The 24,769-nt window shown below is 48.2% G+C and carries 26 protein-coding genes; 22 read left to right on the top strand and 4 right to left on the bottom strand.

The window, feature by feature from the left end; translation table 11 throughout:
- Position 1: 1 nt before the first annotated feature.
- Together ACN0TT_RS10770 and ACN0TT_RS10765 are read left to right on the top strand one after the other, a co-directional pair.
- Positions 2-1,297: a c-type cytochrome gene (locus tag ACN0TT_RS10770; RefSeq protein ID WP_417762153.1), complete on the top strand. Its 1,296-nt coding sequence runs from the start codon at positions 2-4 to the stop codon at positions 1,295-1,297.
- Positions 1,298-1,455: 158 nt separating this feature from the next.
- The gene (locus ACN0TT_RS10765) at positions 1,456-1,947 is read left to right on the top strand and encodes a GNAT family N-acetyltransferase (RefSeq protein ID WP_417762152.1); all 492 of its coding nucleotides are present in this window, start codon (positions 1,456-1,458) and stop codon (positions 1,945-1,947) included.
- A gap of 78 nt (positions 1,948-2,025) precedes the next feature.
- Here ACN0TT_RS10765 and ACN0TT_RS10760 read toward each other — a convergent pair whose 3' ends face one another.
- Together ACN0TT_RS10760 and ACN0TT_RS10755 are read right to left on the bottom strand one after the other, a co-directional pair.
- Positions 2,026-2,715, bottom strand: coding sequence for a pirin family protein (locus ACN0TT_RS10760; protein WP_417762151.1), 690 nt, complete (start codon positions 2,713-2,715; stop codon positions 2,026-2,028).
- Between the two features lie 11 nt (positions 2,716-2,726).
- Positions 2,727-3,167, bottom strand: a complete 441-nt coding sequence (locus ACN0TT_RS10755; RefSeq protein WP_417762150.1) for a DoxX family protein — start codon at positions 3,165-3,167, stop codon at positions 2,727-2,729.
- A 148-nt stretch (positions 3,168-3,315) separates the two neighbouring features.
- Here ACN0TT_RS10755 and ACN0TT_RS10750 point away from each other — a divergent pair, with 148 nt between their 5' ends.
- The 12 genes from ACN0TT_RS10750 (at position 3,316) to ACN0TT_RS10695 (ending at position 12,284) form a co-directional block, all read left to right on the top strand.
- Complete coding sequence (locus ACN0TT_RS10750; RefSeq protein ID WP_417762149.1) at positions 3,316-4,245, top strand: LysR family transcriptional regulator; 930 nt, start codon at positions 3,316-3,318, stop codon at positions 4,243-4,245.
- A gap of 460 nt (positions 4,246-4,705) precedes the next feature.
- Complete coding sequence (locus ACN0TT_RS10745) at positions 4,706-5,488, top strand: DUF3450 domain-containing protein (protein ID WP_417762148.1); 783 nt, start codon at positions 4,706-4,708, stop codon at positions 5,486-5,488.
- A complete protein-coding gene (locus ACN0TT_RS10740) occupies positions 5,488-6,843 on the top strand; it encodes a MotA/TolQ/ExbB proton channel family protein (RefSeq protein WP_417762147.1) in 1,356 nt (451 codons plus the stop codon). The genes ACN0TT_RS10745 and ACN0TT_RS10740 overlap by 1 nt, the downstream gene beginning before the upstream one ends.
- Positions 6,843-7,370 carry a MotA/TolQ/ExbB proton channel family protein gene (locus ACN0TT_RS10735; protein WP_238894939.1) on the top strand — a complete coding sequence of 176 codons (528 nt, stop codon included), beginning with the start codon at positions 6,843-6,845 and terminating at the stop codon, positions 7,368-7,370. Before ACN0TT_RS10740 ends, ACN0TT_RS10735 begins: the two co-directional genes overlap by 1 nt.
- A 13-nt stretch (positions 7,371-7,383) precedes the next feature.
- Complete coding sequence (locus ACN0TT_RS10730; RefSeq protein WP_417762146.1) at positions 7,384-7,788, top strand: ExbD/TolR family protein; 405 nt, start codon at positions 7,384-7,386, stop codon at positions 7,786-7,788.
- Positions 7,789-7,790: 2 nt separating this feature from the next.
- Positions 7,791-8,405, top strand: coding sequence for an energy transducer TonB (locus tag ACN0TT_RS10725; RefSeq protein ID WP_417762145.1), 615 nt, complete (start codon positions 7,791-7,793; stop codon positions 8,403-8,405).
- 9 nt (positions 8,406-8,414) lie between these two features.
- Positions 8,415-9,644 carry a tetratricopeptide repeat protein gene (locus ACN0TT_RS10720; RefSeq protein WP_417762144.1) on the top strand — a complete coding sequence of 410 codons (1,230 nt, stop codon included), beginning with the start codon at positions 8,415-8,417 and terminating at the stop codon, positions 9,642-9,644.
- 223 nt (positions 9,645-9,867) lie between these two features.
- On the top strand, positions 9,868-10,140 hold the full coding sequence (gene tnpA / locus ACN0TT_RS10715; protein WP_417762233.1) for an IS66 family insertion sequence element accessory protein TnpA: 273 nt from the start codon (positions 9,868-9,870) through the stop codon (positions 10,138-10,140).
- 16 nt (positions 10,141-10,156) lie between these two features.
- Entirely contained in the window at positions 10,157-10,432 is a 276-nt protein-coding gene (gene tnpB / locus ACN0TT_RS10710; protein WP_417762143.1) for an IS66 family insertion sequence element accessory protein TnpB, read from the top strand.
- A 414-nt stretch (positions 10,433-10,846) separates the two neighbouring features.
- A complete protein-coding gene (locus ACN0TT_RS10705) occupies positions 10,847-11,308 on the top strand; it encodes a hypothetical protein (protein ID WP_417762142.1) in 462 nt (153 codons plus the stop codon).
- A gap of 87 nt (positions 11,309-11,395) precedes the next feature.
- The gene (locus ACN0TT_RS10700; protein WP_417762141.1) at positions 11,396-11,686 is read left to right on the top strand and encodes a hypothetical protein; all 291 of its coding nucleotides are present in this window, start codon (positions 11,396-11,398) and stop codon (positions 11,684-11,686) included.
- A 58-nt stretch (positions 11,687-11,744) separates the two neighbouring features.
- Positions 11,745-12,284 (top strand): isochorismatase family protein, encoded by a 540-nt coding sequence (locus tag ACN0TT_RS10695; RefSeq protein WP_417762140.1) that lies wholly within the window; start codon positions 11,745-11,747, stop codon positions 12,282-12,284.
- 125 nt (positions 12,285-12,409) lie between these two features.
- Here the strand turns inward: ACN0TT_RS10695 and ACN0TT_RS10690 are convergent, their stop codons facing one another.
- The gene (locus tag ACN0TT_RS10690) at positions 12,410-14,137 is read right to left on the bottom strand and encodes a bifunctional metallophosphatase/5'-nucleotidase (RefSeq protein WP_417762139.1); all 1,728 of its coding nucleotides are present in this window, start codon (positions 14,135-14,137) and stop codon (positions 12,410-12,412) included.
- A 196-nt stretch (positions 14,138-14,333) separates the two neighbouring features.
- Complete coding sequence (locus ACN0TT_RS10685) at positions 14,334-15,416, bottom strand: CNNM domain-containing protein (RefSeq protein ID WP_417762138.1); 1,083 nt, start codon at positions 15,414-15,416, stop codon at positions 14,334-14,336.
- A gap of 222 nt (positions 15,417-15,638) precedes the next feature.
- On the opposite strand from ACN0TT_RS10685, the gene ACN0TT_RS10680 reads away from it, so the two are divergent.
- From ACN0TT_RS10680 to der, 8 genes are all read left to right on the top strand, one after another.
- Positions 15,639-16,760: a bifunctional tRNA (adenosine(37)-C2)-methyltransferase TrmG/ribosomal RNA large subunit methyltransferase RlmN gene (locus ACN0TT_RS10680; RefSeq protein WP_417762137.1), complete on the top strand. Its 1,122-nt coding sequence runs from the start codon at positions 15,639-15,641 to the stop codon at positions 16,758-16,760.
- Between the two features lie 31 nt (positions 16,761-16,791).
- Positions 16,792-17,577, top strand: a complete 786-nt coding sequence (gene pilW, locus ACN0TT_RS10675) for a type IV pilus biogenesis/stability protein PilW (protein ID WP_417762136.1) — start codon at positions 16,792-16,794, stop codon at positions 17,575-17,577.
- The gene (locus ACN0TT_RS10670; protein WP_417762135.1) at positions 17,577-18,575 is read left to right on the top strand and encodes a RodZ domain-containing protein; all 999 of its coding nucleotides are present in this window, start codon (positions 17,577-17,579) and stop codon (positions 18,573-18,575) included. Before pilW ends, ACN0TT_RS10670 begins: the two co-directional genes overlap by 1 nt.
- Before the next feature lie 54 nt (positions 18,576-18,629).
- On the top strand, positions 18,630-19,742 hold the full coding sequence (gene ispG, locus ACN0TT_RS10665) for a flavodoxin-dependent (E)-4-hydroxy-3-methylbut-2-enyl-diphosphate synthase (RefSeq protein WP_417762134.1): 1,113 nt from the start codon (positions 18,630-18,632) through the stop codon (positions 19,740-19,742).
- A 117-nt stretch (positions 19,743-19,859) separates the two neighbouring features.
- Positions 19,860-21,140, top strand: a complete 1,281-nt coding sequence (gene hisS / locus ACN0TT_RS10660) for a histidine--tRNA ligase (protein WP_417762133.1) — start codon at positions 19,860-19,862, stop codon at positions 21,138-21,140.
- 17 nt (positions 21,141-21,157) lie between these two features.
- Positions 21,158-21,778: a YfgM family protein gene (locus tag ACN0TT_RS10655; RefSeq protein WP_417762132.1), complete on the top strand. Its 621-nt coding sequence runs from the start codon at positions 21,158-21,160 to the stop codon at positions 21,776-21,778.
- A gap of 11 nt (positions 21,779-21,789) precedes the next feature.
- A complete protein-coding gene (bamB, locus tag ACN0TT_RS10650) occupies positions 21,790-22,974 on the top strand; it encodes an outer membrane protein assembly factor BamB (RefSeq protein ID WP_417762131.1) in 1,185 nt (394 codons plus the stop codon).
- A gap of 79 nt (positions 22,975-23,053) precedes the next feature.
- Complete coding sequence (der, locus tag ACN0TT_RS10645; protein ID WP_417762130.1) at positions 23,054-24,520, top strand: ribosome biogenesis GTPase Der; 1,467 nt, start codon at positions 23,054-23,056, stop codon at positions 24,518-24,520.
- Positions 24,521-24,769 lie beyond the last annotated feature (249 nt).

Here is a 24,769-nt window from a genome sequence, read left to right as displayed (position 1 = left end):
TATGAAAACTAAATTATCTCTGATGTTGCCAGCCGTATTGTTGCTGGCCGCACAAGCCCAAGCGGCAGATACCGACTTGGTTGCTAAAGGGGAATACCTGTCGCGCGCCGGTGACTGTATTGCCTGCCACACCGTCAAAGGGGGCGAACCCTTTGCTGGGGGCTTACCGATTGAAAGCCCATTTGGCACCATTTACGCCACCAACATTACCCCAAGTAAAACAGCGGGTATTGGTAATTACACCCTCGAACAGTTTGATGATGCGGTGCGCCACGGTGAACGTGCTGACGGCAGCGATCTGTATCCAGCAATGCCGTACCCAAGCTATTCGGTGCTGAGTGATAAGGATGTCAAAGCGCTATACGCTTATTTTATGCACGGTGTAAAACCCGTCGATAAAAAAGCGCCGGAAACTGATTTAAGTTTCCCATTTAACCAACGTTGGGGCATTGGCATGTGGGACTTGGTCTTCGGTCATGATGATGCGTTTGAACCACACTCCGACAACCCCTTCATTAACCGTGGTGCTTATTTAGTACAAGGCTTGGGACACTGCGGCAGTTGCCACAGCCCTCGTGGTGTCGCGTTCCAAGAAAAAGGCTATGACGACACTGAGAAAGACTTCCTCACCGGTGGCAAAATTGGCATTTGGGAAGCGCCAAGTTTGCGCGCGGGTAGTGGCGCTGGCCCATTGGTGAGCTGGGATAAAGCTGAGATTGTGGACTATCTAGCAAACGGCCGTAACGACCGTACCGCAGTGGGTGGCGAGATGACCTCGGTGATTGAACACAGCTTGAGCTATCTGACTCAGTCTGATTTGGAAGCCATTGCCGATTACCTCAAATCCTTACCGGGTGAAGGTAAAGCAGTGATGATGTCTGTAGATGCGACCGATAAAACAGCGGCAGAGCTGAATAGCGCTAAAGTGGATGTTAACTCCGGTGCGCGGGTGTATTTGGATAACTGCGGCGCATGTCACTTTACCAACGGTGCTGGGGCGCCAAGAGTGTTCCCGCAGTTGGACGGCAATGCGTTAGTTAATGCGAAAGACCCAAGTGGACTTATCCATGTGATCTTAGCTGGTGCGCGCTTACCATCAACCAAAGGTGCGCCAGAAGCATTGGCCATGCCCTCGTTTGGCTGGCGCTTAAATGATGAAGATGTTGCCAAACTTGCCACCTTTGTACGCCAAGCGTGGAATAACCATGCAACTGCGGTTACGGCTAAACAGGTGGCTGCGGTACGTAAAACCATTCCTGCAACTGAACTTGATGCGACTAAGCCAACGCTGAACTAACTAGCGCTCCCATCTCTCCGCTTAGTTAGGGCGCATCTCGTTCGCCGCCAAAGCAGCCATCTCAGTAAGAGTTGGCTGCTTTTTTTTATGGCATTTTTCGCTTGATTTTGCTCAAGTTTCTGCAGAATATAGTAGCGGTTTTATTGCGAGGCAGGGCGATGTCGCTCAGTTACATTCATTATGCGGTTCACCATCGGCACTATGCCAAACAAGTGGCACAGATTTATCATCAAGCGGTGCATGCACAATCGGGCGGTTTTTATACTCGGCAGCAATGTGACGCTTGGTCGCGCGCGCCGCGCTCCAGCCATTTTTGGCGTTTGCAGCTGAAACAGTCTCAGGCGTGGCTAGCCATTGACAGCAATGGTGACTGCGTTGGCTTTATTCAGGTCGAAAGTCGCTTTAAAGACCGGGGTTATGTGAGCTGTTTATACGTTCTGCCGAGCCATCAACGCCGCGGTATCGCCGCTGCCTTAGTTGAGCAAGCCAAGGCGTGGGCCAAGCAGCAGGGCTGGCCCCAACTGACTACCGATGCTTCGTTGCAATCCCATACGGTGTTCGCCCGTTGTGGCTTTATCAAACATCACAACAGTTACCAAGAAAAATGCGGCGTGCAATTTCTAGGTATGCAGATGTGCTGCAATTTATAAGCAATTAGCTACATGAAAGAACAAAGCGAAGCGCCTTGATAGTGCTTCGCCTTGTTCATCTACATGACATCTGACCGTTTAAGGCAAATCAAACCACAGCGCTTCCACAGTCGTCAGCGCGCTAAATTGTGCCAGCGTTTGGCGGGTAACTGTCGCGCCATCACCTGCAGTCAGGCGAACATCATCGAGTTGTAACTCGCCTTTGATCAGATGCAGATAGTAGGTACGTTCGGCGGCTAACGTTTGGCTTTGTTGCTCATTAGCTGCCAGCACCATACGCGATAACACCGCATCCTGCTTGATATGCAACGTATCGTTGCGGCCATCAGGCGTGACAACTTCTGTTAGCCAACCCTGCTGCGCAAAAGCGCGTTGCTGATAACTGGGTTGAGTGTCGCGCTGGTTAGGCTCAATCCAGATTTGCAGAAACTTCAATGGCGCGCTGGCCGAACCGTTAAATTCGCTATGCATGATACCAGTGCCAGCAGACATCAACTGAAACTCACCTACCGGCAGGGTCATCTCATGGCCGTAACTGTCTTTATGCTGGATCACGCCTTCAGTGACATAACTGATGATCTCCATGTCACGGTGGCCATGAGTATCAAAGCCAGCGCTGGGAGCCACTGTATCGTCGTTGATCACCCGTAGAGCTGATACGCCCATAAATGCAGGGTCGTAATAACGTCCAAATGAAAACGTATGTTTGCTTTGCAACCAGCCGAAATTTGCTTGGCCGCGGTCTTTTGCTGCACGAAGAGTAATCATGGTGTGACTCCTTAAAGTTTACTGGCTAACCAGCTATCTAGTGATACTTTGCCTGCGCCAGACACCACCAGTGAAGCGGCTACCACGGCGAGGGTTAACGCATATTCGTAGCCGTTGTTAGCCATAAATAAGCCGTTATGAATATGCACGGTAAATAACGCAACCAACATGGTAAAGGCAACCACCAGCGCCGCAGGGCGGATCAGCAGACCTAACAGCAACAGCAGTCCACCGAAGAACTCACCAGAGCCAGCGAGGAAGGCCATCAGCTCACCCGGTGTAATACCGATAGATTCCATCCACTGGCCAGTAGCCGCTAAGCCGTAGCCACCAAACATGCCAAACAATTTTTGGCTACCATGCGCCATTAAAATTAGGCCAACAGGTACACGTAGTAACAGTGGTGCATAACCTGCTTGGCTAGTAACTAAGGTGTTGATGAACTTTTTCATAATGCTTTCCTCAATGAATTTGATAATGCTTAATCCGGCGTGGGATGCTTTATCCCGTTCGTTGAAAGCAAGTTTAGGCTTGACGTTCATGCTTGAAAATCGGAACATTTTGAACTTAAAGTTCAAATAATTTGAATTAGGGGTTTTGATGTCGGCAATTTTGAGTCTCGATGCACTTAAGGTATTGGATGCTATCGATAAAAAGGGCAGCTTTGCCGCAGCGGCTGAGTCGCTATATCGCGTGCCATCGGCGCTCACCTATACCATACAAAAGCTGGAACAAGACCTCGGCAGCAAACTATTTGAACGACGCGGTACTCGCTCGGCATTGACGCCTGCTGGCCAGTTAGTATTACAAGAGGGACGGGAAATCCTCGCGGCGGCACTGCGGTTAGAAGATGCAGTGCGGCAGTTAGAAACCGGCTGGGAAACCCGTATTTCATTAGCACTCGATACCGTGCTGGCCGATGCGCCATTATTCGGCGCCATTGCTGAGTTTTCCGATCTTGGTAAACAAGTCACTATCAATGTCAGTAAAGAGGCGTTGGGTGGCGGTTGGGATGCGCTCTATTCCAAACGGGCTGATATCGCTATTGGCGTTTCAGGGGAGCTACCTCGCGGCCAATATGAAATTGCCGAGCTAGGCCAAGTGGAGTTTGTCTTTGCCGTCGCGGCGCAGCATCCTTTGGCGCAACAAACGTTTGAACATGACTCGTCAGCAAACGACGCGGGCGTGATCCCCATGTCGGCATTATTGGCCTATCCCGCCGTGGTGGTAGCCGACAGTTCGGTATCACTTAGTCAGCGCTCCAGCGGCTTATTCGCCAGTCGGCAGGTGATCCGCGTTTCTTCTATGCCCGATAAAATCAGCATGCAACAGCTCGGCATTGGCATCGGCTTTTTACCGAAACATCAGATTGCTGACGAGCTAGCCACAGGCAAACTTGTTATGCGGCAAGTCGAAAAGCCGCGCGGTAAGCTACCGCTATATATGGCATGGCGCAAAGGCGAACAAGGCAAAGCGTTGGCGTGGTTTGTGGAACGGCTTAAAATTGCGGATTGGGGCTTAGGTGTATAGTGGTTTATTGGAGCTGCAAAACTGTCTCCCACACAGTCGGATAAACCTCGTTTACTACACTTCATCCTATTTTTAATAAACGGAAAGCAGCCAGTGGTTTTTCAACGCCAAATCGACAGCATCAATGAACGTAAGTGGGTAACAAATCATCAACCACTAATGTTGTTATTCCATGAGTAGAAAACACTGATTAACCCATTGTGTTCGTGGGAAAGTTACCGTTTTAAAATTTTGCTACTTAATGTCAGATTTTTGCTCCTAGATTCCCCTGTTTCCGTGTTGACATAACTCTGGTTTTTATGAAATGATGCCAGCGGGTCTATGCCTCTAGGGGCGTAGAAAAGGGAAGAAAAATCTAACAATCACAATAGAAAGATGTACTTAGTTTGTATACCTATCTCGTAAGATGGTTACAGTTACTAAGTTGAATTGTTTATTCACTTCAAATTGGTTGGGAACTATGTCCAAGGTAAGCAATAGAACAAAAATCGCTTCTGCGCTTGTCGGCGCGCTGGCGTTAGCCAGTAGCAACTTCGTTGTTGCTGATCCGCTGACTGATGCGCAAGCAGCAGCAGGTAAGTTGCACACTGATGCAGCTAAATCTCAAGTTCAGGTCGATAAGTATTATGACCAAGCACAAGACATGCTGTTTGAATACTCATCAGTAGCTGATCAAAGAGAATCGCTGAAAGCCTACAACGATTATCTGGCAACTTTGGTTGCAGATCAGGAAAACACCATGAAAGGCATCCAAGATGACATCAACGGCGTAGATAAACTGCGTCAAGGTGTTGTTCCTTTGATGTTTAAAATGGTTGATAACCTCGAAAAATTCGTAGCGTTAGATCTTCCTTTCCGCGCAGAAGATCGTAAAGCTCGCGTAGAAAACCTTAAAAACATACTGAATACAGCTGAAGTGACTTTGGCTGAAAAATTCCGTCTGATTCTGGATGCGTACGCGATCGAACGTGACTACGGCAACTTCGTAGATGTTGAAACCGGTAAACTGAACCTAGATGGTAAAGAAGTATTGGTTGACTACTTCCGTTTGGGACGCGTAGCTCTGTACGCTCAGAGCTTGGATCAAAAGAAAGCTTGGATGTACAACACAGAAACCAAAGCATGGGATTCTCTGGACGACAGCTATCTGCGTGACATCACCAAAGGCATTCGCATTGCTCGTAAACAAGGAGCAATGGATCTGTTCGCGTTACCTGTTCCAGCTGCGGAGGCTGCAAAATAATGAAGAAGTTAATCACCTCAGCATTGATTGCTGCTAGTTTCACTTTGACTGCAGGCATCGCACACGCGGAAGATGCACCAAAGACCATTGATCAGTTGTTGCAACAGATCAAAGTAGAACGTGCTAACCAAGGCAAAGTCAACGCTCAACGTGAAGCTGAATTTAAAGCCGAACGCGGTGACAAAGCTGCGCTGCTGAAAAAAGAGAAAGATGCTCTGGCAGCAGAGACTAAGCGCGGTAAAGACCTGAACCAAGCATTTCTTGATAACGAACATAAAATCGCTCAGTTAGAATCTGATCTGAAAACTGCTCAAGGTGACTTGGGTGAAATGTTCGGTGTTGTTAAAGGTGAAGCTGGCGATTTCGCTGGTAAACTGATCAACTCAAACGTAAGTGCTCAGTTCCCAGGTCGTGATAAGTTCATCACTGAATTAGGTGCTCGCAAACAGCTGCCTAAAATTGAAGAATTGGAAAAATTCTGGGAAGAAGAACTGTTTGAAATCACTCAAGGTGGCAAAGTTGTTAAATTCAACGCTGCTGTAACTGATATCGACGGTAACGTAGAAAACACCACTGTAACACGCATCGGTGAGTTCAACCTTATCGCTAACGGTAAATATGTAGTGTGGAAGCCAGAACTGGGTATTATCCAAGAACTGTCTCAACAACCTGAAGGTTACATGGTTAGCGCTGCTGCTGATTTCGAAAAAGCAACCTCAGGTACAGCTAAAGTTTACATCGATCCAGGTCGTGGTGCTTTGCTAAACATCTTTACTCAGAAAGCTAGCATTGAAGATCGTATCGAAGCTGGTGGTACCATTGGTTATATCATCATTCTGCTGATGATCTTTGGTCTGCTGATTGCTATCGAACGATTGATCACACTGACGATTGTTGCTGCTCGCGTTAAGTCTCAAGCTAAAAACATTACCAAGCTAGGAAACAACCCTCTGGGTCGTGTACTAAAAGTTTACGCTGAAAACAAAGACGTTGACGTTGAAACTCTGGAATTGAAACTTGACGAAGCAATTCTGAAAGAAACTCCAGCGCTGGAAGCACGTATTTCAATCATCAAAGTATTGGCAGCTATCGCACCTATGATGGGTCTGTTGGGTACAGTAACAGGTATGATTGCGACCTTCCAAAGTATCCAGCTGTTCGGTACTGGTGATCCAAAACTGATGGCAGGCGGTATCTCTATGGCTCTGGTAACTACCGTTGAAGGTCTGGTTGCTGCGTTGCCATTGATGTTGATGCACGCTGTTGTAGTTGCACGTAGTAAATCAGTTGTTCAAATCATTGAAGAACAAAGTGCAGGTATCATCGCGGAACACGCTGAGAAGAGGGCTGACTAATGATGCTATTCCTGATGGACATTTGGGATGCCGTCAGGGGCTTCATGGCTGCCGGTGGCGACGTCCTCTGGTTAGTAGCATTGGTGCTGTTCCTCATGTGGGTAATGATGTTAGAACGCTATTGGTACATTTCTTTTGTTGTACCAAAAGAGCACAAAGCAATCGTTGCCTCGTGGATGGCCAGGGATGAACGTCATTCTTGGTACGCTCAGCGCATCCGTGAAGCTTGGGTATCCCAAGCGAAACAAGATATGAATGCACGTATGCTGATTATCAAAACCTTAGTTGCTATCTGTCCGATGATCGGTCTGTTAGGTACAGTTACAGGTATGATTTCAGTGTTCGATGTGATGGCGACTCAGGGCACGAGTAATGCCCGCTTGATGGCCGCTGGTATTTCATTAGCAACAATGCCTACTTTGGCTGGTATGGTTGCGGCGCTGTCTGGTGTGTTCTTTAGCACACGTTTGGACTCGAAAATGAAAATCCGTTTAGAGCGTCTAAAAGACAAGTTGCCTCAGCATTAAAGAGAGATTGAACATGGCACGTAAAAAGCATTCAAGTGTAGATGAAGAAGCACAAGTTGACATGACACCGATGTTGGACATCGTGTTCATCATGTTGATCTTCTTCATCGTGACAACATCGTTTGTAAAGCCTTCTGGTCTTGACTATAACAAGCCAGAGGCTTCTCAAGCGACGTCAAAACCATCGGCTAACATTTTCATCGGTGTGAGTAAAAACGGCACTATTATGATGGAAAACCGACTGGTTGATATTGAACGTGTTTCAGCGAACGTAGAACGTATGTTGGCTGAAGCTCCTGAAGCCGCAGTACTTATTCAAGCTGATAAAGAAGCTCAACACGGTTTAGTTATCAAGGTGATGGATCAAGTAAAATCTGCAGGTGTTAACAAAATCTCGGTATCAGCGGGGAAAGACTAATTATGTTTAGAGCACTAGTATCTATCATTATTGGTGCTGCTGTGACATTTGGTCTGTTCTGGTTTATGGCCAGTCTAGTGGGTGGCGGCGCCAAGCGCGCCGACACCTCTGATGAGACGCCAGTTATCGAGATCACAATGGATAGGCAGGACAGTAAGGCCCAAGAGAAACCTAGGGATCCACCAAAGCCGCCACCTCCACCGGAGAAGCCGCCTGAGCTGGATAACACTCCACCGGATTCAAGCAATGATATCAATACAACGATGTCATTCAATCTAGGTGGTGTAGGTGCTGGTCCTGCTAGCACAGGGTTTAAACTGGGTAACATGATGACACGTGATGGTGATGCTACACCTATCGTGCGTATTGAACCTCAGTATCCAATTGCAGCAGCTCGTGATGGTAAAGAAGGTTTTGTACAGCTTAGCTTTACTATTAACGAAATTGGCGGTGTTGATGATGTAGAAGTTATCAATGCAGAACCACGTCGTATTTTCGACCGTGAAGCTATTCGTGCTTTGCGTAAGTGGAAGTACAAGCCAAAAATTGTTGACGGTAAAGCTGTTAAGCAGACAGGTATGACTGTTCAACTCGACTTTAAACTGAACAAAGGGTAAGGGGGAAGCATGCGTAAGGTAAGTATCCTTGCAGCAGCAATGCTGCTGACCTTTACCGGCAGTGCACTTGCCGCTGAGAAATGTCCGATTGATACTCGTCAATCGAAAGCAGTGGGCGAAAGTACTGGTCGTAAAGTACAAAAGTCGTTTGAAGCATATCAAGCTGGTAATATCGATGAAGCAATATCCGTATTGCTAGAAGCTTCACCTAAAGGTGAGTTTGACGTAGCGTACGTTTCGCGGATGTTGGGTAACTTCTACGCAGAGAAAGGGCAGATGGATAAATCCATCAAATACCTGAAAACTGCCGTAGACGCTGATATCCTCGGTGGCGTTGACCACGCTGGTACGCTTCGTTTATATGCCGACTTGTTGTTGCAAGAGAAGAAATATAAAGAAGCTATCAGCTATTACCGTAAATGGATGGCGTTCACTTGTAAGACTGACGTAACTGTTTATAAACGTATGGCCATTTCCTACACAGAGTTGGAACAATGGAACGATGCGTTGAAGACAATTGACGAAGGGATTAAACAAGCAGAAACACCAGACAAGGGCTTGTACCAACTGAAATTTACTTCTTTGTTCCAAATGAAGAAGTATAAAGAAGCTACAAAAGTTCTTGAAGTTGCGGTTTCGTTGTTTCCTGGAGACAAAAATCTTTGGGTTCAGTTAGCGCAGTTGTATTTGCTGACAGAAGATATGGACCATGCCCTAGAAACGTATGAAGTTGCGTACGAAGCAGGGTTCTTAGAGTCTGGTGATAACATTGTGCGTTTGTCACAGTTACTTGCCTCTAAAGGTTCTCCATATCGTGGTGCGAAAATTCTCGAAAAACATATGAAGAGTGGTCTCGTTAAGAAAGATGAGAAAAACTTAAGTATGTTGGCTGGATTCTTCCACCAAGCTAAAGAGCTGAAAGAAGCTGCGGCATACTACGGTCAAGCAGCGGCTGTTAGCAAAGATGGCAAGTTGTATTTGAAGCAAGGACGTATTCTGTCTCTTGACCAAAAATACTCAGATGCTGTTACCGTGCTGAAACAAGCGTTAGATGCTGGCTTGGATAACCCAGGTGAAGCACAGTTTGAATTGGCATTGGCATACCTTAACCTTAAGAACCTGAAAGCTGCATACAGTTATGCACAGCAGGCCGCTAAGGATAAGAAGACTGCTAAGTCAGCTGCTAGTTACCTTTCTTACATTAAAGAAAAGGCTAGACTTGCTAAAGTTTCTCTGTAACTACCGAGCATGAACTTAAAAAGCCCCTTAACTGGGGCTTTTTTATGTCTGTCGGTAGCGTGTCTTTAAAGACGTTTCATTTTTCTTGCATATGTCAGTCTCGGATATCGCTTAAACGGTTCAAAAGTAACCGTCCGATAATCCCCACATTTAAAAAATGAGGTTGCTACGGCACGGTGTTCTTTTATTAAGGAGAACATGCATGCGATATCAGCGATGAGATATAACTACCTGGCTGGCTCTTTTTGAGCGTCAGGAACAAAGCGGGTTATCTGCGGTGGCGTTTTGCCGTCAGTCTCAAATTAATATCCAGACTTTTTACGCCAGACGCAGTGACATCAAGCTTCAGCGAACCAGCAATAAATTTGTTCACGTTAAGCGCGAGGCCACCACCTTTGAGTCGCGAGTTGAAGATGTCACTCAGACATTCGTGCTGAAGCACGCTTCTTCAACCTTGAGTGTACCAGCGGACATCAGTCTGCACTGGCTGGCTTGATGAAGGCACTGGATTAATGAAGATGTTCGTTGAGCCTTCTGACATTTATCTTTATCTGGATAATGACGACTTCCGTAAATCCATCAACGGCCTGATAGTCGTGGTCGAGCAACAGATGGAATTGAATTCATTTAGGGAAACGCTGTTTGTCTTCTGCAACAAAAAGCGAGATAAACTGAAGGTGCTCTACTGGGATAAAATTGGTTTTGCTCTATGGTACAAACGTCTCGAGAAACGCCGTTCCAAGTGGCCGCTGTTCACTCAATTACAACACATGTACTTGAGTGAATAGCAGTTACAGTGGTTGTTATCGGGCTTTGATGTGATAGGGTCATCCGCCATTACATTACACGTTATCCGGCTGATAACTGGTGATCATAAACAGCGATTGTCGATCACGAAATAGTCTGAATAATATCGAGTAATCAGTGCGTTAATCGGCGATAACAATCTTATAAATACAGATAATTATCAACGCCACATTGCCGAATTAGAGGCGCTTCGTGAACAAAGAGATGCCAGAATTGCTTATTTAGAAGAGCAGTTCCGTATGGCGCAGCAAAAGCAATTTAGCAAAAGTACCGAAGGCCATCTTGGCCACAGCAGGGCGGGATACCACTTTAAGTTGAACTAATTTCATGTGCCAGGAAAACTTTCCGCCAGAGCGCGCTGGTTATTGAGGCGTTTAGCACCAAGGAGATTGCCCATGTGGGGTGAATTGCACGAAGAAAAGGAAATCGTCATTACGCTGCCAGAGCCAATTGATGCAGGCATAGGTAATCGCCTATTTCGTGAGCTGCGAGCGACACTGCACTACGATGTTTATAGCTTTGATGCACAATGCAGTGAGTCATGGCAGTCGGAGTCAATTCTGCATATACAGTTGTTCGCTGGCGGGGAAGAAGTCGATGCCCAAGAAGATTTCGACGCAATCCATGCGTCCTACCCATTGGCTACTCGGCCAAGTTCGGATCAATCGACAGCGCTTAGGTCACTGTCAAATATCATTGCTAAATTCAATGGGCTGGCATGCTATCAAGGACAGTCGTTTTCTGTCCAAGCAATTCAGTCCGACTGGGACTCTTGCAATAGTGACTTGCTCAAGGAATGGGGAGAGGAGCCTGGGAGCAAATCACTCCGTAGAATGATTGAGGAAAACTATGCTTAGCAAGGCTAACCAGAGACCAAACAACTGACTCTTTGCTCAGGTTTTTCGGCCTCTGCTGGCGGCGTTAAGTATACATAGAGAAGAAATATGAATTACCAAAGCATAGAAGAGCACCTACGCTCAGAATTTGGCGTCGATCAGTATCAAGTTTCTGATCGGGCAAATCATCATCGAGAAGATCTCCTAAATAGTGATGTCTGTGGATGTTTCATGTGCGAGGAAAGCTTTCCGCCAAGCGAAATCCGTCGCTGGACTGACAGTGAGCAAACTGCCTGTTGCCCCAAATGTGGCATGGGCAATGTGGTCGTTGGCTCTGCCTCTGGTATGCCTGTGACTAATCAAGCGTTTTTAAGTTTGGTTGGGGCACATTGGTCGTGAAAACACGCAACAAGTCATTGCTGCAAAGCGTCATCAGATGGTTAACAAGGGAGTCTTTATGCTTACTAAGGAAACGACGGGCCTAATCATCATCGATGTTCAAGGCAAGTTAGCCCGCTTGGTGTCTGGCAGTGATGCTGTTATCTCAAACTGCGCAAAATTAGTGAAAGGTGTTCAAGTGCTGGGGTTGCCGATAATTTGGCTGGAGCAAAATCCAGCTAAATTGGGGCAAACGGTCGATGAGTTGCGGACACTGCTCGGCCAGCAACAGCCCATAATCAAGTTTACTTTTGATGGTTGTGGTGAGCTTGCTGTGACTGCGGCGTTAGCAGCGACAGGCAAAACCTGTTGGCTGATTTGTGGCATCGAAACGCATATCTGCGTTTATCAAACGGCGAGCCACCTTAAACAACTGGGGTATGACCTGCATCTGCTCGTCGATTGTGTTTCGTCTCGAGAGCAAGCGAATAAAGAACTCGCAATACAGAAATTGGCGACCGCAGGCGTTGAGTTAACCAGTGTAGAAATGTGCCTTTATGAACTGGTTAAAGATTGTCGGGCGCCGGAATTTAAAGAAATACTCAATTTAATCAAATAGTGAGTTTCTATTGTTAAAGATAAAAAGCGCTATTGAAAACAGTCTGTTTCCATCTTCCAATGTGCTCGTGCAAAAAAAAGCCGCTTTCTAACAAAGAAAGCGGCTTTTCATTATTCAACAGCCAGTTAACTATGCCGATGGCTGATGTAGTTCACCATCGGCATTGCTGGTTCGAGCGGAATATCATCACGGCTCAGCATGCGAATAAAGGCGCCGGGGAGGGTGACTTGTTCCAGCGATTGCTGCCAGTTGGCCAGCAATAGCGCATCGTAACCCTCTTTGCCGCTGGTGGTGTAGCTGGTGGATACACCCACATAAAGCGCTGTTGCCTCGACCAGCTGCCAATGGCCATTGTCTTTGAGCAGTTCCAGTTTGACGATGCGCTCGCCCAAGGGCTGACGACCATCGTAGAAATAACGCAAACGGTGAGTGTAGGGAAAGCTGCCCGCACCGGTGCCAATGACGCTGTTATTGGTGGCTTCGTTGATGGCAGATTCCAGCAGTTGCTGCAGATAGTCACCGCGGATTTGGTAACACACTAATGGCAAATCAAACGGTAGTAAGCGCCCCATAATATCGCCAAGGGTAACTTGTCCTTGTTCGAGTGATTGACGCACGCCGCCAGCATTGTGTAGGGCAAAATCCAGCTGAGCTAAATGTTCACGCGCCGCCAAAAACATGCTTTGGCTGACCAAGGGCGCAATCTCGCTGCCGTGTGGTAACCGTTGGCTTGGCAAGCGGGTATGGGCCAGTGTACGTGGCACCATGGCAAGCACTTGTTGCTCCATTGAGCTGAGTGCGGGGCGGAATTCGGTATCGATGATCGCTTTTAGCTGATCATCTTGTTCATCCCACAAAATACCTGGATGCTGGTGCAGTTGTTCGGTGGCATCACGATAATCCTGCTCTGTTGCAGGTTCATCACCGCTTAACATAAAGTGGCGGTCGAGCAGCAAGCAACTGCTGCCGTTGAGTGCCACGACTTTGCCGCTGTCATCAAAGGTGATATCGGCTATGCCTAGGGCCTCACTATGTTTGCCCGCATGCAATACGGGTACGCCGTTGATGCGCTCGCCATAAGGTACGCAGGGCAGACCAAAATCGTTGAAATCACCCATCAATGTATGGGTGTGTCCGCCAACAATCACGCTAATGCCTGCCACGGCTTCAGCTAAGCATTTATCCATGTCGTAGCCGAGATGACTTAGCACTACGATATGGTCAATGCCTTGCTGTTTGAGGTGTTCAATGGTGTTGGCAACCGTGGCAAACGCGGGTTGAAACTCGGTATCAGCATCTGGGCGAGCCACGCGGCGCATCTGATCAAGCGTGATGCCGATGATAGCCATCTGTCGGTCGTAGAACGGTTTGATCAGGCATTGCCCCAAGCCCGTCGCATTATCAAAGCGCAGCAGGTTCGGTAGCGGAGCTAAGGCGCCGTCCTTGTCTGCAGCCTCGGCAGATAAATCCATATTGGCTGCTAATACGGGAAAGCTCACTTGACTAATAAAGTTGGCTAGCGTGGCGTTACCGTCGTCAATATCGTGATTACCAATCACCATCGCGTCTGGCTTGAGATACTCCAGCACCCGCGCGTTGGCTTGGCCTTTAAATTGGTTGTAAAACAGCGTGCCATGAAAACAATCGCCGCCATGCAGAAACAACATCTCTCGCGCTTGTTGCTGTGCTTGTTTACGCAGTTGTTGCACTTGTGCGGCAATACGGCAGTAACCGCCGGTGTGTGCCGCAAGAGAAAATTGATGTTGGCCGAGTTGGACTTTGAGTCGCACTAGGCTGGCATCAAAATGGGAATGGGTGTCGTTGATATGGGCGAGCGTTAAACGATAATTCATGGACTTCCTCTTCGCTAGAGGCTTGATTGTACACTTGCTCAGGGAGAGAACAAGGGAAGCCGACAGACTTCATTATTGAAGAGGGTACTTAGGAGCTGTTGACCTTTGTTGCCTCCAGCTTGCTTAGCCGACTAAGCAAGCTGGCCGCGTCTCGTTCATCACACGTTTAATTTGAACAAAAATCAAACATAAAAGGTCAAAAGCTCCTAGGTTGTGTGGCTTCGTCGCCGTCGAGATCCTCAGACAGCCGGATCCCTTTGTCTTGCATGCGGCGTTTCCATAAGTTACGGGCTAACTGCTGCATGTCGGTGGCAGGGTCGTTGAGATCGACAATTTCTAAACCAAGCAGTGATTCAATGATATCTTCCTGCGTCACAATGCCAAGGCCACTACCATATTCATCGGCAACTATTGCAATTTGGGTGTTACGTTTAATCATCAATTCAAAAAGAGTGAGCAACTTGGCACTTTCCGGCACCACCAATAGGCTGTGCTTGAGTTCGCCAATGGCGAGGTCGGGCTGCTGCGGTGCTTCCAACAGAATATCGGTGCGGTTAACGTAGCCGATGACGTTATCGTGCTCATTTTGGTACACCGGAATACGAGTAAATGGCTGTTGGCGGTGTTGCTCTGCAAATTGGCTTAACGTCATCTCTACTGGCAGTGAAAACACCACGGTGCGCGGTGTCATAATGGCTTGCGCTGAAATATCACGAGCCTTCAACATCTGCGTCAGAATCTTACTTTCTTGTTTATTTAGCTCGCCAGATTCAAGGCCAATCTCCGCCATTGCACTGATCTCCTGCCGCACATATTGACCAGCGTCGCCTTTACCTAATAAACGGGTAACTTTGTTGGACATCCAAATCAACGGGCGTGTGACTCGTTCCAGCCAGAGCAACACGAGTGAGACTGAGGGCGCTAAGCTGCGCCAGTAGTTGGCACCGATAGTTTTAGGAATAATTTCGGAAAAGAATAAAATCAAAAAGGTCAGCACCCCAGAAAATACACCGAGCATCTCGTCGCCAAACACTTTAGCGGCTTGAGCACCTGCTACTGCGGCTCCCACCGTATGGGAAATGGTATTGACAGTGAGGATGGCAACTAACGGAGATTCGATATTATCTTTTTGTTGCGCGAGTCGGTCGGCTGCTTGGGGGCGTTGCTGGCGTAAGGTTGCAATATAACTAGGGGTTACAGACAGAAGCACCGCTTCAAATACACTACACAAAAACGAGAAAGTCAGCGCAAGTAAAACAATCACAATAAGGGTAAACATGAGGGTGAGAATTTCACCTCCGAAATAAGGCTAATATTGGCCCAGCCGTAGGTTATCACATCAGTCATGAGTCGAAGCTTAATTCGTCTATTCGAATGCCTCTGGAGAGTGAACCTTGCTCAATAAAAGACTGAGGCGCGCGCGGGGATATTACTGGCACAACGGGGGGGCAATCTGTATAATTCGCCGCCCTGTTGCAGGTTTTGGTGTTGAGGAACAGTAATGAGCGACAATAAACTCAATTTGCTCGATTATGATCGTAAAGCGTTGCGTGAGCTATTTGCCGAATGGGGTGAAAAGCCGTTTCGTGCCGATCAGCTAATGAAGTGGATTTATCACTTTGGAGTCGATGACTTCGAGCAGATGACCAACATCAATAAAAAACTGCGTGAAAAACTGGCCGCGCGTTGCGAAATCGTTGCGCCAGAAATTTCTCAGTATCAAAAGTCAACCGATGGCACTATCAAGTTTGCTATTAATGTTGGTGGCGGACAAGAAGTGGAAACCGTTTACATCCCAGAAGATGACCGAGCGACCTTGTGCGTATCTTCGCAAGTAGGATGTGCGCTGGAATGTACCTTCTGCTCAACTGCTCAGCAAGGGTTTAACCGTAACTTGAGAGTGTCAGAAATTGTTGGTCAGATTTGGCGGGTATCGCAATTTTTGGGTTTCCAAAAAGATACTGGTGATCGCCCAATTACCAACGTGGTAATGATGGGCATGGGGGAGCCACTGTTGAACTTGGCTAACGTGATCCCAGCCATTGAGATCATGCTGGATGACTTTGCGTTTGCGTTGTCAAAACGCCGCGTTACCGTCTCCACTTCTGGGGTTGTACCTGCGTTAGACAAATTGGGAGAATCTCTCGACATCGCGTTGGCGGTAAGTATCCATGCGCCGAACGATGAGCTGCGTAACGAACTGGTGCCGATCAACAAAAAGTACCCACTGCAAGAATTCTTAGGCGCAATTCAACGTTACATTGCTAAGACGAATGCTAACCGCGGCCGCGTAACACTGGAGTATGTGATGCTCGATCACATCAACGACAGTACTGACCAAGCGCACGAGTTAGCGCAGCTAATGAAAGACACCCCGTGCAAAGTCAACTTGATCCCATTTAACCCGTACCCTGGCTCGCCTTACGGGCGTTCATCCAATTCACGTATTGATCGCTTTTGTAAGGTACTGATGGAGTACGGTTTGACTGTGATCGTGCGTAAGACCCGTGGTGACGACATCGACGCCGCTTGTGGGCAGCTTGCTGGCGACATTCGTGACCGGACGAAGCGTTTAGCAAAAAAACAAATGCAACAAAGCCAAATATCGGTCACAATGAAATAACTTTTTGTTACTCAAATTCATAGGTTTACCGATGAAGCATGGATTGCCCGGTATTCTTTTGCTAGTAGTGGCCTGTTCGCAGCTTGGCGGATGTGTCACCGAACGCACTTATGCCGGAACAGATACGCCAGTTGCTGAACGCAAATTTGACCGTACTTCGGCGGCATTAGAACGCAGCCAGCTTGGGCTGGCCTATCTGCGTAAAGGCGATAGCGAGCAGGCTAAACTCAACCTCGATAAAGCGATGCAATATGCCCCAGAGATGGAGCAGGTGAACGTTGCGATGGCTTACTACTTTGAAAGTGTGGGTGAACTCCAAAAAGCGGAAGAGACTTATGACCGCGCTATCGACACCCGCGATGCCACTGGCGATGCCGCCAACAACTTCGGCGTATTTCTCTGCAAGCAGGGGAAATACGAAAAATCTGAGCGCATGTTCCTGCGCGCTATCGACACCCCCAAATATACTCGCACGGCTTCTAGTTACGAAAACCTCGGTATTTGTATGCGGAAGGCTGGCGATGATACAAAAGCGAAACAATATTTTTCCATGGCGCTTAAATATGAGCCACATCGACGTGTGGCGTTATTAGAAATGGCACAATTGGAAGTTGAGAGTAGAAATTTCAAAGCCGCCAAGCGGATGTTGCAGCAATACAATAAGGTGGCTACCATGTCAGCGCAGAGTTTAGCCACTGCCATTAAAATAGAAAATGGACTTGGTGATGTTGAAGCCGCCAAACGCAACGGAGTGTTGTTATTGGCGAAGTTCCCGAGTTCACCGCAAGCCAAAGCATATCGGACACAAATGCACTGATGACTGAATTTCAAAATAAAATCGACAAGGAAGAACAAAAGTCAGAAGCAACACATGAGCAAAAGGAAATGCTCGGCGCAGTGCTGCGAGAAGCACGAGAAGCCAAAAAATATACTACCGCAGAGGTCGCTACTCGACTTCATTTGCGTAATGTAGTGGTGGAAGAAATCGAAAGAGATGATTTTAGCAACATCTCATCGGCGACCTATGTACGTGGCTATGTGCGTAACTATGCCCGTTTAGTTGAGGCTGATTTAGCGACGATTGAAGCGTGTTTAGCACATCAAGTACCCACAGTCGCATCACCTGCCATGCATAGTTTTTCGCGTAAAACCAGTATTGAAAAACGCGACACCCATTGGATGTGGCTCACCTATTTTATTGTCATTGTGTCGATAGCCCTGGCCGTGTGGTGGTGGGTGCAAAAGCCCGCTTCAGTTGACGAAAGCTTGTCTAAGCCAACCATTGAAGAGCTACAAGCGCCTAACGATAACGAAACACCAGTGATGGAACCCACCAACCGCGGCACTATTTCTGGACGTAATACCACGGAAGACAGTGGTCAAGTAGCTGAGGCGGCTAGTGAAGTAACTACCCCAGATTCGGCTTATCAACAACCACTGATGCCTGAAGCAAATAGCGCAACTGAAGACTCAGCCTCGGCAGCGAATACCGCAACTACCGATGCCACGCCAGAAACTCGCGTAGCTGCAGCCGAAGACAGTGTTAGTACCAGTGAAACCGCGGCTATTTCAAAAGCAAATATCGAGCTGATTTTGTCTGGTGATTGCTGGATTAAAGCCTCCGACGCCAGCGGCCATGTTATGATTGATGGCCTGAAAACCGCTGGGCAACATATTCAGGTGGCGGGTATTCCTCCTATCAGTGTTATATTAGGTGCCCCGCAAGTGGTCACTTTGAAGTACAATGACGCCAATGTGAGCCTTGATGGCTATAAAGCGGGACGTGTTGCGCGTTTGACCTTGCCGCAAGCCTAATCATCAACCCAATTCTACGCCGGCATTGACCGGTCACGAACCAGAGCTATTACGATGTACAGTGAATCTCCTATCAAACGTCGTCCTTCCAGCCGTATTTACGTAGGCAATGTGCCGATTGGTGATGGTGCACCAATTGCGGTTCAATCGATGACGAACACCCGTACCACCGACGTTGAAGCAACTCTGAAACAGATCCATGCCCTTGAGCGTGTTGGTGCTGATATCGTGCGGGTATCTGTCCCTACGATGGACGCCGCAGAAGCGTTCAAGCTGATTAAACAGCAAGCTAATGTGCCATTAGTGGCAGATATCCATTTTGATTACCGTATCGCGTTGAAAGTGGCCGAGTACGGCGCCGATTGCTTGCGTATTAACCCAGGTAACATCGGGAACGAAGAACGTATTCGTCAGGTCGTCGACTCGGCGCGTGAGCACAATATTCCTATCCGTATTGGCGTGAACGGCGGCAGTCTTGAAAAAGACTTGATGGACAAATACAAAGAGCCAACACCAGAAGCGCTGGTAGAATCAGCAATGCGCCATGTGGATATTCTAGACCGGCTTAACTTTGACCAATTCAAAGTATCGGTGAAGGCATCTGATGTATTCCTTGCGGTAGATGCCTACCGTCTGCTGGCGAAACAGATTAAACAACCCTTGCACTTGGGCATCACTGAAGCGGGTGGCGCGCGTGCAGGTTCGGTTAAATCGGCCGTAGGTTTGGGGATGTTGCTGGCTGAAGGGATTGGTGACACTATCCGTATCTCACTGGCGGCTGACCCAGTTGAAGAGATCAAGGTCGGCTTCGATATTCTTAAATCACTGCGTATCCGCTCGCGAGGTATCAACTTTATCGCATGTCCATCATGTTCACGCCAAGAGTTTGATGTCATTGGTACGGTTAACGCACTGGAACAACGTCTTGAAGACATTATCACGCCAATGGATGTGTCGATTATCGGCTGCGTGGTGAATGGCCCTGGTGAAGCGCTGGTATCTAACCTTGGCTTAACCGGTGGTAACAATAAAAGTGGTTTCTACGAAGATGGTGTTCGCCAGAAAGAGCGGTTAGATAACAATGACCTGATAGATGCATTAGAAGCTAAGATCCGCGCCAAAGCGGCGACCTTAGCTCAGCGTATTGACGTGCAGCAGGGCGAATAAATATTAAAAGCTGATGAATGTGAGATGTCCAGCCGTTGGCGGTTTTGAGTTTAGCGCCGAACCGCCTATAATGCTGGCATTTTTGATTTTCCGGCGCGAAATTAAACGAGTTTAATAGTGGCAAAACAGATCCAAGCGATTCGCGGCATGAACGATATTCTGCCGACCCAAAGCCCCGTATGGCAGAAAGTTGAAGCTGTGTTACGTGCTTCAGTAGCCTCCTTCGGATACAGTGAAATCCGTACTCCTATCGTAGAAAGTACTGACCTTTTCAAACGTTCTATCGGTGAAGTAACTGATATCGTTGAAAAAGAGATGTATACCTTTGCTGATCGCAACGGCGACAGCTTGACGCTACGTCCAGAAGGTACCGCCTCAACTGTGCGTGCTGGTAACGAACATGGCCTGCTGTATAACCAAGAACAACGCTTATGGTATATCGGCCCTATGTTCCGTCACGAGCGTCCGCAGAAAGGCCGTTATCGCCAATTCCACCAATTTGGTGTGGAAGTGTACGGTATCGCCTCAGCAGAAATTGACGCCGAAGTGTTGATGTTATCTGCATCTTTGTGGGAAAAGCTGGGGCTGACCGACCATGTCACCCTAGAGTTGAATACCTTAGGTGATAACCACGAACGCGCGGCCTACCGTGATGCGTTAGTGGCTTTCTTGGAACAACACAAAGATAAACTCGACGAAGACAGCCAACGCCGCATGCACAGCAATCCGCTGCGCGTGCTGGACAGTAAAGATGCGCAAGTGCAGGCCTTGCTCAGTGATGCGCCAGCGTTGGCGGATTACCTGCAGGAAGAATCCAAAGCACATTTTGCTCGCCTGTGTGAACTACTTGAAGCCGTTGGTATCGAATACAAGGTTAATCCGCGCTTGGTGCGCGGTTTGGACTACTACAACCGCACCGTATTTGAGTGGGTAACCGACAGCTTAGGCGCTCAAGGTACGGTATTGGCCGGTGGTCGTTACGACGGCCTAGTTGGCCAATTAGGCGGTAAAGATACCCCAGCCGTCGGGTTCGCTATGGGCTTGGAACGTATCGTGCTGTTGCTGGAAACTTTAGGTTTAAATGAAGATGTTGCCGCCACCGTTGATGTGTACGTGACTGCCATGGGCGATCAATGTGTACCCGCAGCGATGAAAGTGGCGCAAGAACTGCGTCATGCTTTGCCCACCATGCGAGTGATGACTCACTGTGGCGGCGGTAACTTTAAGAAACAGATGAAACGTGCTGATAAGAGCGGCGCCGCCTATGCGCTGATTATCGGAGAAAATGAACTGGCTGCCAATCAAGTGGTCGTAAAGACATTGCGTGATGATAGCGAACAGCAGGCAGTTGACCGCGCATCATTGGCGACGTATTTAGCAGACCATATTCAAAAATAATTGTAGAGGAAGTGCGCGTGGAAATTTACAGCACAGAAGAACAACAAGTTGAAGCGATCAAAACGTTCTGGAAAGACTATGGAACTTCAATCCTTGCTGGTGCAGTGATTGGTTTAGGTGCGCTGTATGGTTGGAACTGGTATTCCGACCATCAGGTAAAGCAGGCTGAAGTAGCCTCTGAAGCGTTTAATGATGTGATGAGCAAGGTTGGCGATGCTCAAGCGTTATCTGCCGCAGCCGCTGAATATGAAAAAGCACATTCTCAAAAAGGTTACTCAGCACTGCTGCAGCTAGTGGTTGCTAAAACGGCTGTTGAAGCGGGTGATTTGCCGAAAGCTGAAGCCGCACTGAAAAGCATTCTGACCGCCAAGCCTGGCGAAGCAGTGGAATCAATTGCCACTATGCGTTTAGCGCGCGTGCAAGCCGAACAAGGCCAAATTGATGCTGCTTTAACAACGCTGGACGACGTGAAAAGCGAAGCATTTGCTGCTGATGTTGCTGAATTGAAAGGTGATTTTTTGGTACGTAAAGGCGATAACGCCAATGCGAAAGCCGCGTACGAAGAAGCCGTAGCCAAGGGGGGTGTGACCAACAGCCCTGCGCTGCAAGTGAAACTTGATAATTTGACCCAGGCTTAAGGAATTCGCCAATGAAGTTATGGTGTAAAACTCTGCTGGCCGGTGGTTTAGCAGTCGCTTTGTTAGGTGGTTGTGCGTCTAACGATGAAGAGATCGTCGTTAACGAACTGCCAGACATTCAACAAACGATTGAACCTGATGTCGTGTGGAGTGATTCAGTGGGAGATGGTGTCGGCGATTATTTCTCTCGCTTACGACCTGAAGTTCGCTACGGCAAAGTGTTTGTTGCCTCACGTGACGGCGTTGTGACTGCCTTTGATGAAAAAACCGGTGATGAAATTTGGTCGGTAGATTTTGAAGACCTGTTTGACGATTCAGCCCTCAAGCAAACCTTAGGTGCGCGTTTAGCCGGTGGTTTGACTGCCGCACAAAATAAACTGTTTGTGGGTGGCGAAAGTGGCTTGTTAGTCGCATTGAACGTTGAAGACGGCTCCGTCGCTTGGCATGCTCAAGCCAGTGGTGAATTGCTCTCTCGTCCAGTCGCGGCTGAAGATATCGTGGCAGTGAATAGCGGCAAGGGTACCTTGGACGCATTTAACATCGACACCGGTGAAAAACTGTGGAGCTACGAGTCCAACATGCCAAGTTTGACACTGCGTGGCACTAGCACGCCAGCTTACGCTGAAGGTGGCTTATTTGTTGGCACTGCTGACGGTAAAGTGGTGGTAGTGATCAAATCTAATGGTCAACCAGCATGGGAAGCGCCAGTTTACACGCCAAAAGGCGGCAATGAATTCTCCCGTATGGCCGATGTTGACATGACACCGCTGCTTTTGGGTGAGAATGTTTATGCAGTCAGTTACAATGGCAACCTTGCCAGTATCGAGATGCGTAGTGGTCGTGTGGTTTGGTCACGTAAATATTCCAGTTTCCACGAGCTGGCGTCATCAGGTTTGGACCTGTTCTTGGTAGATGATCACAGCCGTGTATACGCAGTGGATCGTCGTACAGGGCAGGAGCGTTGGAGCAACGCCGAGCTGCTAAACCGTGATTTAACCTCGCCAGCGGTATACCGCAACTACATCGTCGCGGGGGATTTTGAAGGCTATTTGCACTTCTTCGATCGCGAAACCGGTAAGTTGGTAGGTCGTATCTCTATTGATAGCGATGGTTTATACTCTCAACCTATCGTGGTTGATGATAAAATTTACGTGCAAGGACGTTCCGGCAAGATTGCCGTGATTACTCTCCCGTAAGGAGCACCTTGCTCAGTTACGAAGCCTTCGGGAGTTGTTCCGAAGGCTTTTTGTTGTTTTAAAGATGAAGAGGAAATCCATGATTCCTGTCGTTGCCCTGGTAGGGCGCCCAAACGTTGGCAAGTCGACCCTGTTTAACCGGTTGACGCGCACACGTGATGCCCTTGTGGCCGATTTCCCCGGACTGACCAGAGACCGTAAATATGGTCAGGCATTTTTGTCAGGTCATGAATTTATTGTGGTAGATACCGGCGGTATCGACGGCACCGAAGAAGGCATTGAGACCAAAATGGCTGAACAATCGCTAGCGGCGATTGAAGAAGCGGATGTGGTACTGTTTTTGACCGACGCACGTGCAGGCCTTACCGCAGCAGACCAAGCAATTGCACAGCATCTGCGCTCACGCGAGAAGGTGACTTTCGTCGTGGCTAACAAAGTGGATGGCATCGATGGTGATTCCGCTTCTGCTGAGTTTTGGGCTCTTGGTCTTGGTGATGTCTACCAGATGGCAGCTGCACATGGCCGTGGTGTAACACAACTGATTGAACACGTGTTAGCACCATACGCCGAAGAGGTCAGTGAAGAGGGCGATGAGGCCGACGAAGCGTTGGTTGACGAGCGTCTGTACACCGAAGAAGAAGCCGAATCAGAGCAGGAGCGTTTGCGCGCACTGCCGATCAAATTTGCCATCATCGGTAAACCTAACGTGGGTAAATCGACACTGACTAACCGCATTCTTGGTGAAGAGCGGGTAGTGGTGTATGACCAACCGGGCACGACCCGAGACTCGGTGTATATTCCGATGCAACGCGATGAACAAGAATATGTCATCATCGACACCGCAGGGGTTCGTCGCCGCGCGCGCGTGCATGACACCGTGGAAAAATTCTCAGTAGTGAAAACCCTGAAAGCGGTTGAAGATGCCAACGTGGTCTTGCTGGTTGTTGATGCACGTGAAGGGATTGCTGAGCAAGACCTCGGCTTGCTGGGTTTCGCCCTCAATGCCGGCCGTGCGCTGGTGATTGCCGTGAACAAGTGGGACGGTATCGATAGCGACATTAAAGACCGTGTGAAAAGCGAGTTGGACCGTCGTTTAGGCTTTATCGACTTTGCTCGAATTCACTTTATCTCGGCGTTGCACGGCACTGGTGTTGGTCACCTGTTTGAGTCAATCAACGAAGCTTATGAGAGCGCGACTCGTCGCGTGAGCACGTCTAAGCTGACCAAGATTATGCAGATGGCGCAAGATGACCATCAGCCTCCATTGATTAATGGTCGCCGTGTGAAGCTGAAATACGCCCATATCGGCGGTTATAACCCACCTGTGATTGTGGTGCACGGTAACCAAGTATCGCGTCTGCCTGACTCCTACAAGCGTTATATGACTAACTACTATCGTAAGTCGTTGAACGTGGTTGGTTCGCCAATTCAGATGCGCTTCCAAGAGGGTGATAACCCGTTTGAAGGCAAAGTGGAAAAGCTCACTTTGAGTCAAGCGCGCCAACGGCAACGTATGCTGGGCGCGATTAAAAACCGTAAAGGTTAATCGCTGCAAATAAAAACGCTGGCCAGCTGCCAGCGTTTTTTATGCCTAAGCTTTAACACGCTAGGGCTTTGATCGTTGCAGCGCTTAGGCGTGAGTTCACCAACGCAGGAGAACTACCTGATCGTTTCTTTACCAACCGCAGCTAACGCGAATAAATAGCGCATGGTTGCTGCCTGAAGGGGGCCGCTGAACCACTTGCAGAATTGACTCAGCGTTACTGGGCATGCTTGCTTCACAATGCTAAAAAAA

Origin of the sequence: Shewanella sp., from assembly GCF_048265805.1 — a bacterium.
Taxonomy (GTDB): domain Bacteria; phylum Pseudomonadota; class Gammaproteobacteria; order Enterobacterales; family Shewanellaceae; genus Shewanella.
Note: the sequence above shows the minus strand (reverse complement) of the source record. Positions and strands in the feature narration are given on the sequence as shown.

What these genes read in the sequence shown, in the direction of transcription:
- ACN0TT_RS10755 (WP_417762150.1), bottom strand. Translation starts at nt 3,167, where the DNA reads ATGAAAAAGTTCATCAACACCTTAGTTACTAGCCAAGCAGGTTATGCA.
- ACN0TT_RS10760 (WP_417762151.1), bottom strand. Translation starts at nt 2,715, where the DNA reads ATGATTACTCTTCGTGCAGCAAAAGACCGCGGCCAAGCAAATTTCGGC.
- ACN0TT_RS10690 (WP_417762139.1), bottom strand. Translation starts at nt 14,137, where the DNA reads ATGAATTATCGTTTAACGCTCGCCCATATCAACGACACCCATTCCCAT.
- ACN0TT_RS10770 (WP_417762153.1), top strand. Translation starts at nt 2, where the DNA reads ATGAAAACTAAATTATCTCTGATGTTGCCAGCCGTATTGTTGCTGGCC.
- ACN0TT_RS10700 (WP_417762141.1), top strand. Translation starts at nt 11,396, where the DNA reads ATGAATTACCAAAGCATAGAAGAGCACCTACGCTCAGAATTTGGCGTC.
- ACN0TT_RS10735 (WP_238894939.1), top strand. Translation starts at nt 6,843, where the DNA reads ATGATGCTATTCCTGATGGACATTTGGGATGCCGTCAGGGGCTTCATG.
- ACN0TT_RS10730 (WP_417762146.1), top strand. Translation starts at nt 7,384, where the DNA reads ATGGCACGTAAAAAGCATTCAAGTGTAGATGAAGAAGCACAAGTTGAC.
- pilW (WP_417762136.1), top strand. Translation starts at nt 16,792, where the DNA reads ATGAAGCATGGATTGCCCGGTATTCTTTTGCTAGTAGTGGCCTGTTCG.
- ACN0TT_RS10765 (WP_417762152.1), top strand. Translation starts at nt 1,456, where the DNA reads ATGTCGCTCAGTTACATTCATTATGCGGTTCACCATCGGCACTATGCC.
- ACN0TT_RS10720 (WP_417762144.1), top strand. Translation starts at nt 8,415, where the DNA reads ATGCGTAAGGTAAGTATCCTTGCAGCAGCAATGCTGCTGACCTTTACC.
- ACN0TT_RS10745 (WP_417762148.1), top strand. Translation starts at nt 4,706, where the DNA reads ATGTCCAAGGTAAGCAATAGAACAAAAATCGCTTCTGCGCTTGTCGGC.
- ACN0TT_RS10740 (WP_417762147.1), top strand. Translation starts at nt 5,488, where the DNA reads ATGAAGAAGTTAATCACCTCAGCATTGATTGCTGCTAGTTTCACTTTG.
- der (WP_417762130.1), top strand. Translation starts at nt 23,054, where the DNA reads ATGATTCCTGTCGTTGCCCTGGTAGGGCGCCCAAACGTTGGCAAGTCG.
- ACN0TT_RS10670 (WP_417762135.1), top strand. Translation starts at nt 17,577, where the DNA reads ATGACTGAATTTCAAAATAAAATCGACAAGGAAGAACAAAAGTCAGAA.
- ACN0TT_RS10725 (WP_417762145.1), top strand. Translation starts at nt 7,791, where the DNA reads ATGTTTAGAGCACTAGTATCTATCATTATTGGTGCTGCTGTGACATTT.
- ACN0TT_RS10680 (WP_417762137.1), top strand. Translation starts at nt 15,639, where the DNA reads ATGAGCGACAATAAACTCAATTTGCTCGATTATGATCGTAAAGCGTTG.
- ispG (WP_417762134.1), top strand. Translation starts at nt 18,630, where the DNA reads ATGTACAGTGAATCTCCTATCAAACGTCGTCCTTCCAGCCGTATTTAC.
- ACN0TT_RS10695 (WP_417762140.1), top strand. Translation starts at nt 11,745, where the DNA reads ATGCTTACTAAGGAAACGACGGGCCTAATCATCATCGATGTTCAAGGC.
- ACN0TT_RS10705 (WP_417762142.1), top strand. Translation starts at nt 10,847, where the DNA reads ATGTGGGGTGAATTGCACGAAGAAAAGGAAATCGTCATTACGCTGCCA.
- ACN0TT_RS10750 (WP_417762149.1), top strand. Translation starts at nt 3,316, where the DNA reads ATGTCGGCAATTTTGAGTCTCGATGCACTTAAGGTATTGGATGCTATC.
- tnpB (WP_417762143.1), top strand. Translation starts at nt 10,157, where the DNA reads ATGAAGATGTTCGTTGAGCCTTCTGACATTTATCTTTATCTGGATAAT.
- ACN0TT_RS10685 (WP_417762138.1), bottom strand. Translation starts at nt 15,416, where the DNA reads ATGTTTACCCTTATTGTGATTGTTTTACTTGCGCTGACTTTCTCGTTT.
- bamB (WP_417762131.1), top strand. Translation starts at nt 21,790, where the DNA reads ATGAAGTTATGGTGTAAAACTCTGCTGGCCGGTGGTTTAGCAGTCGCT.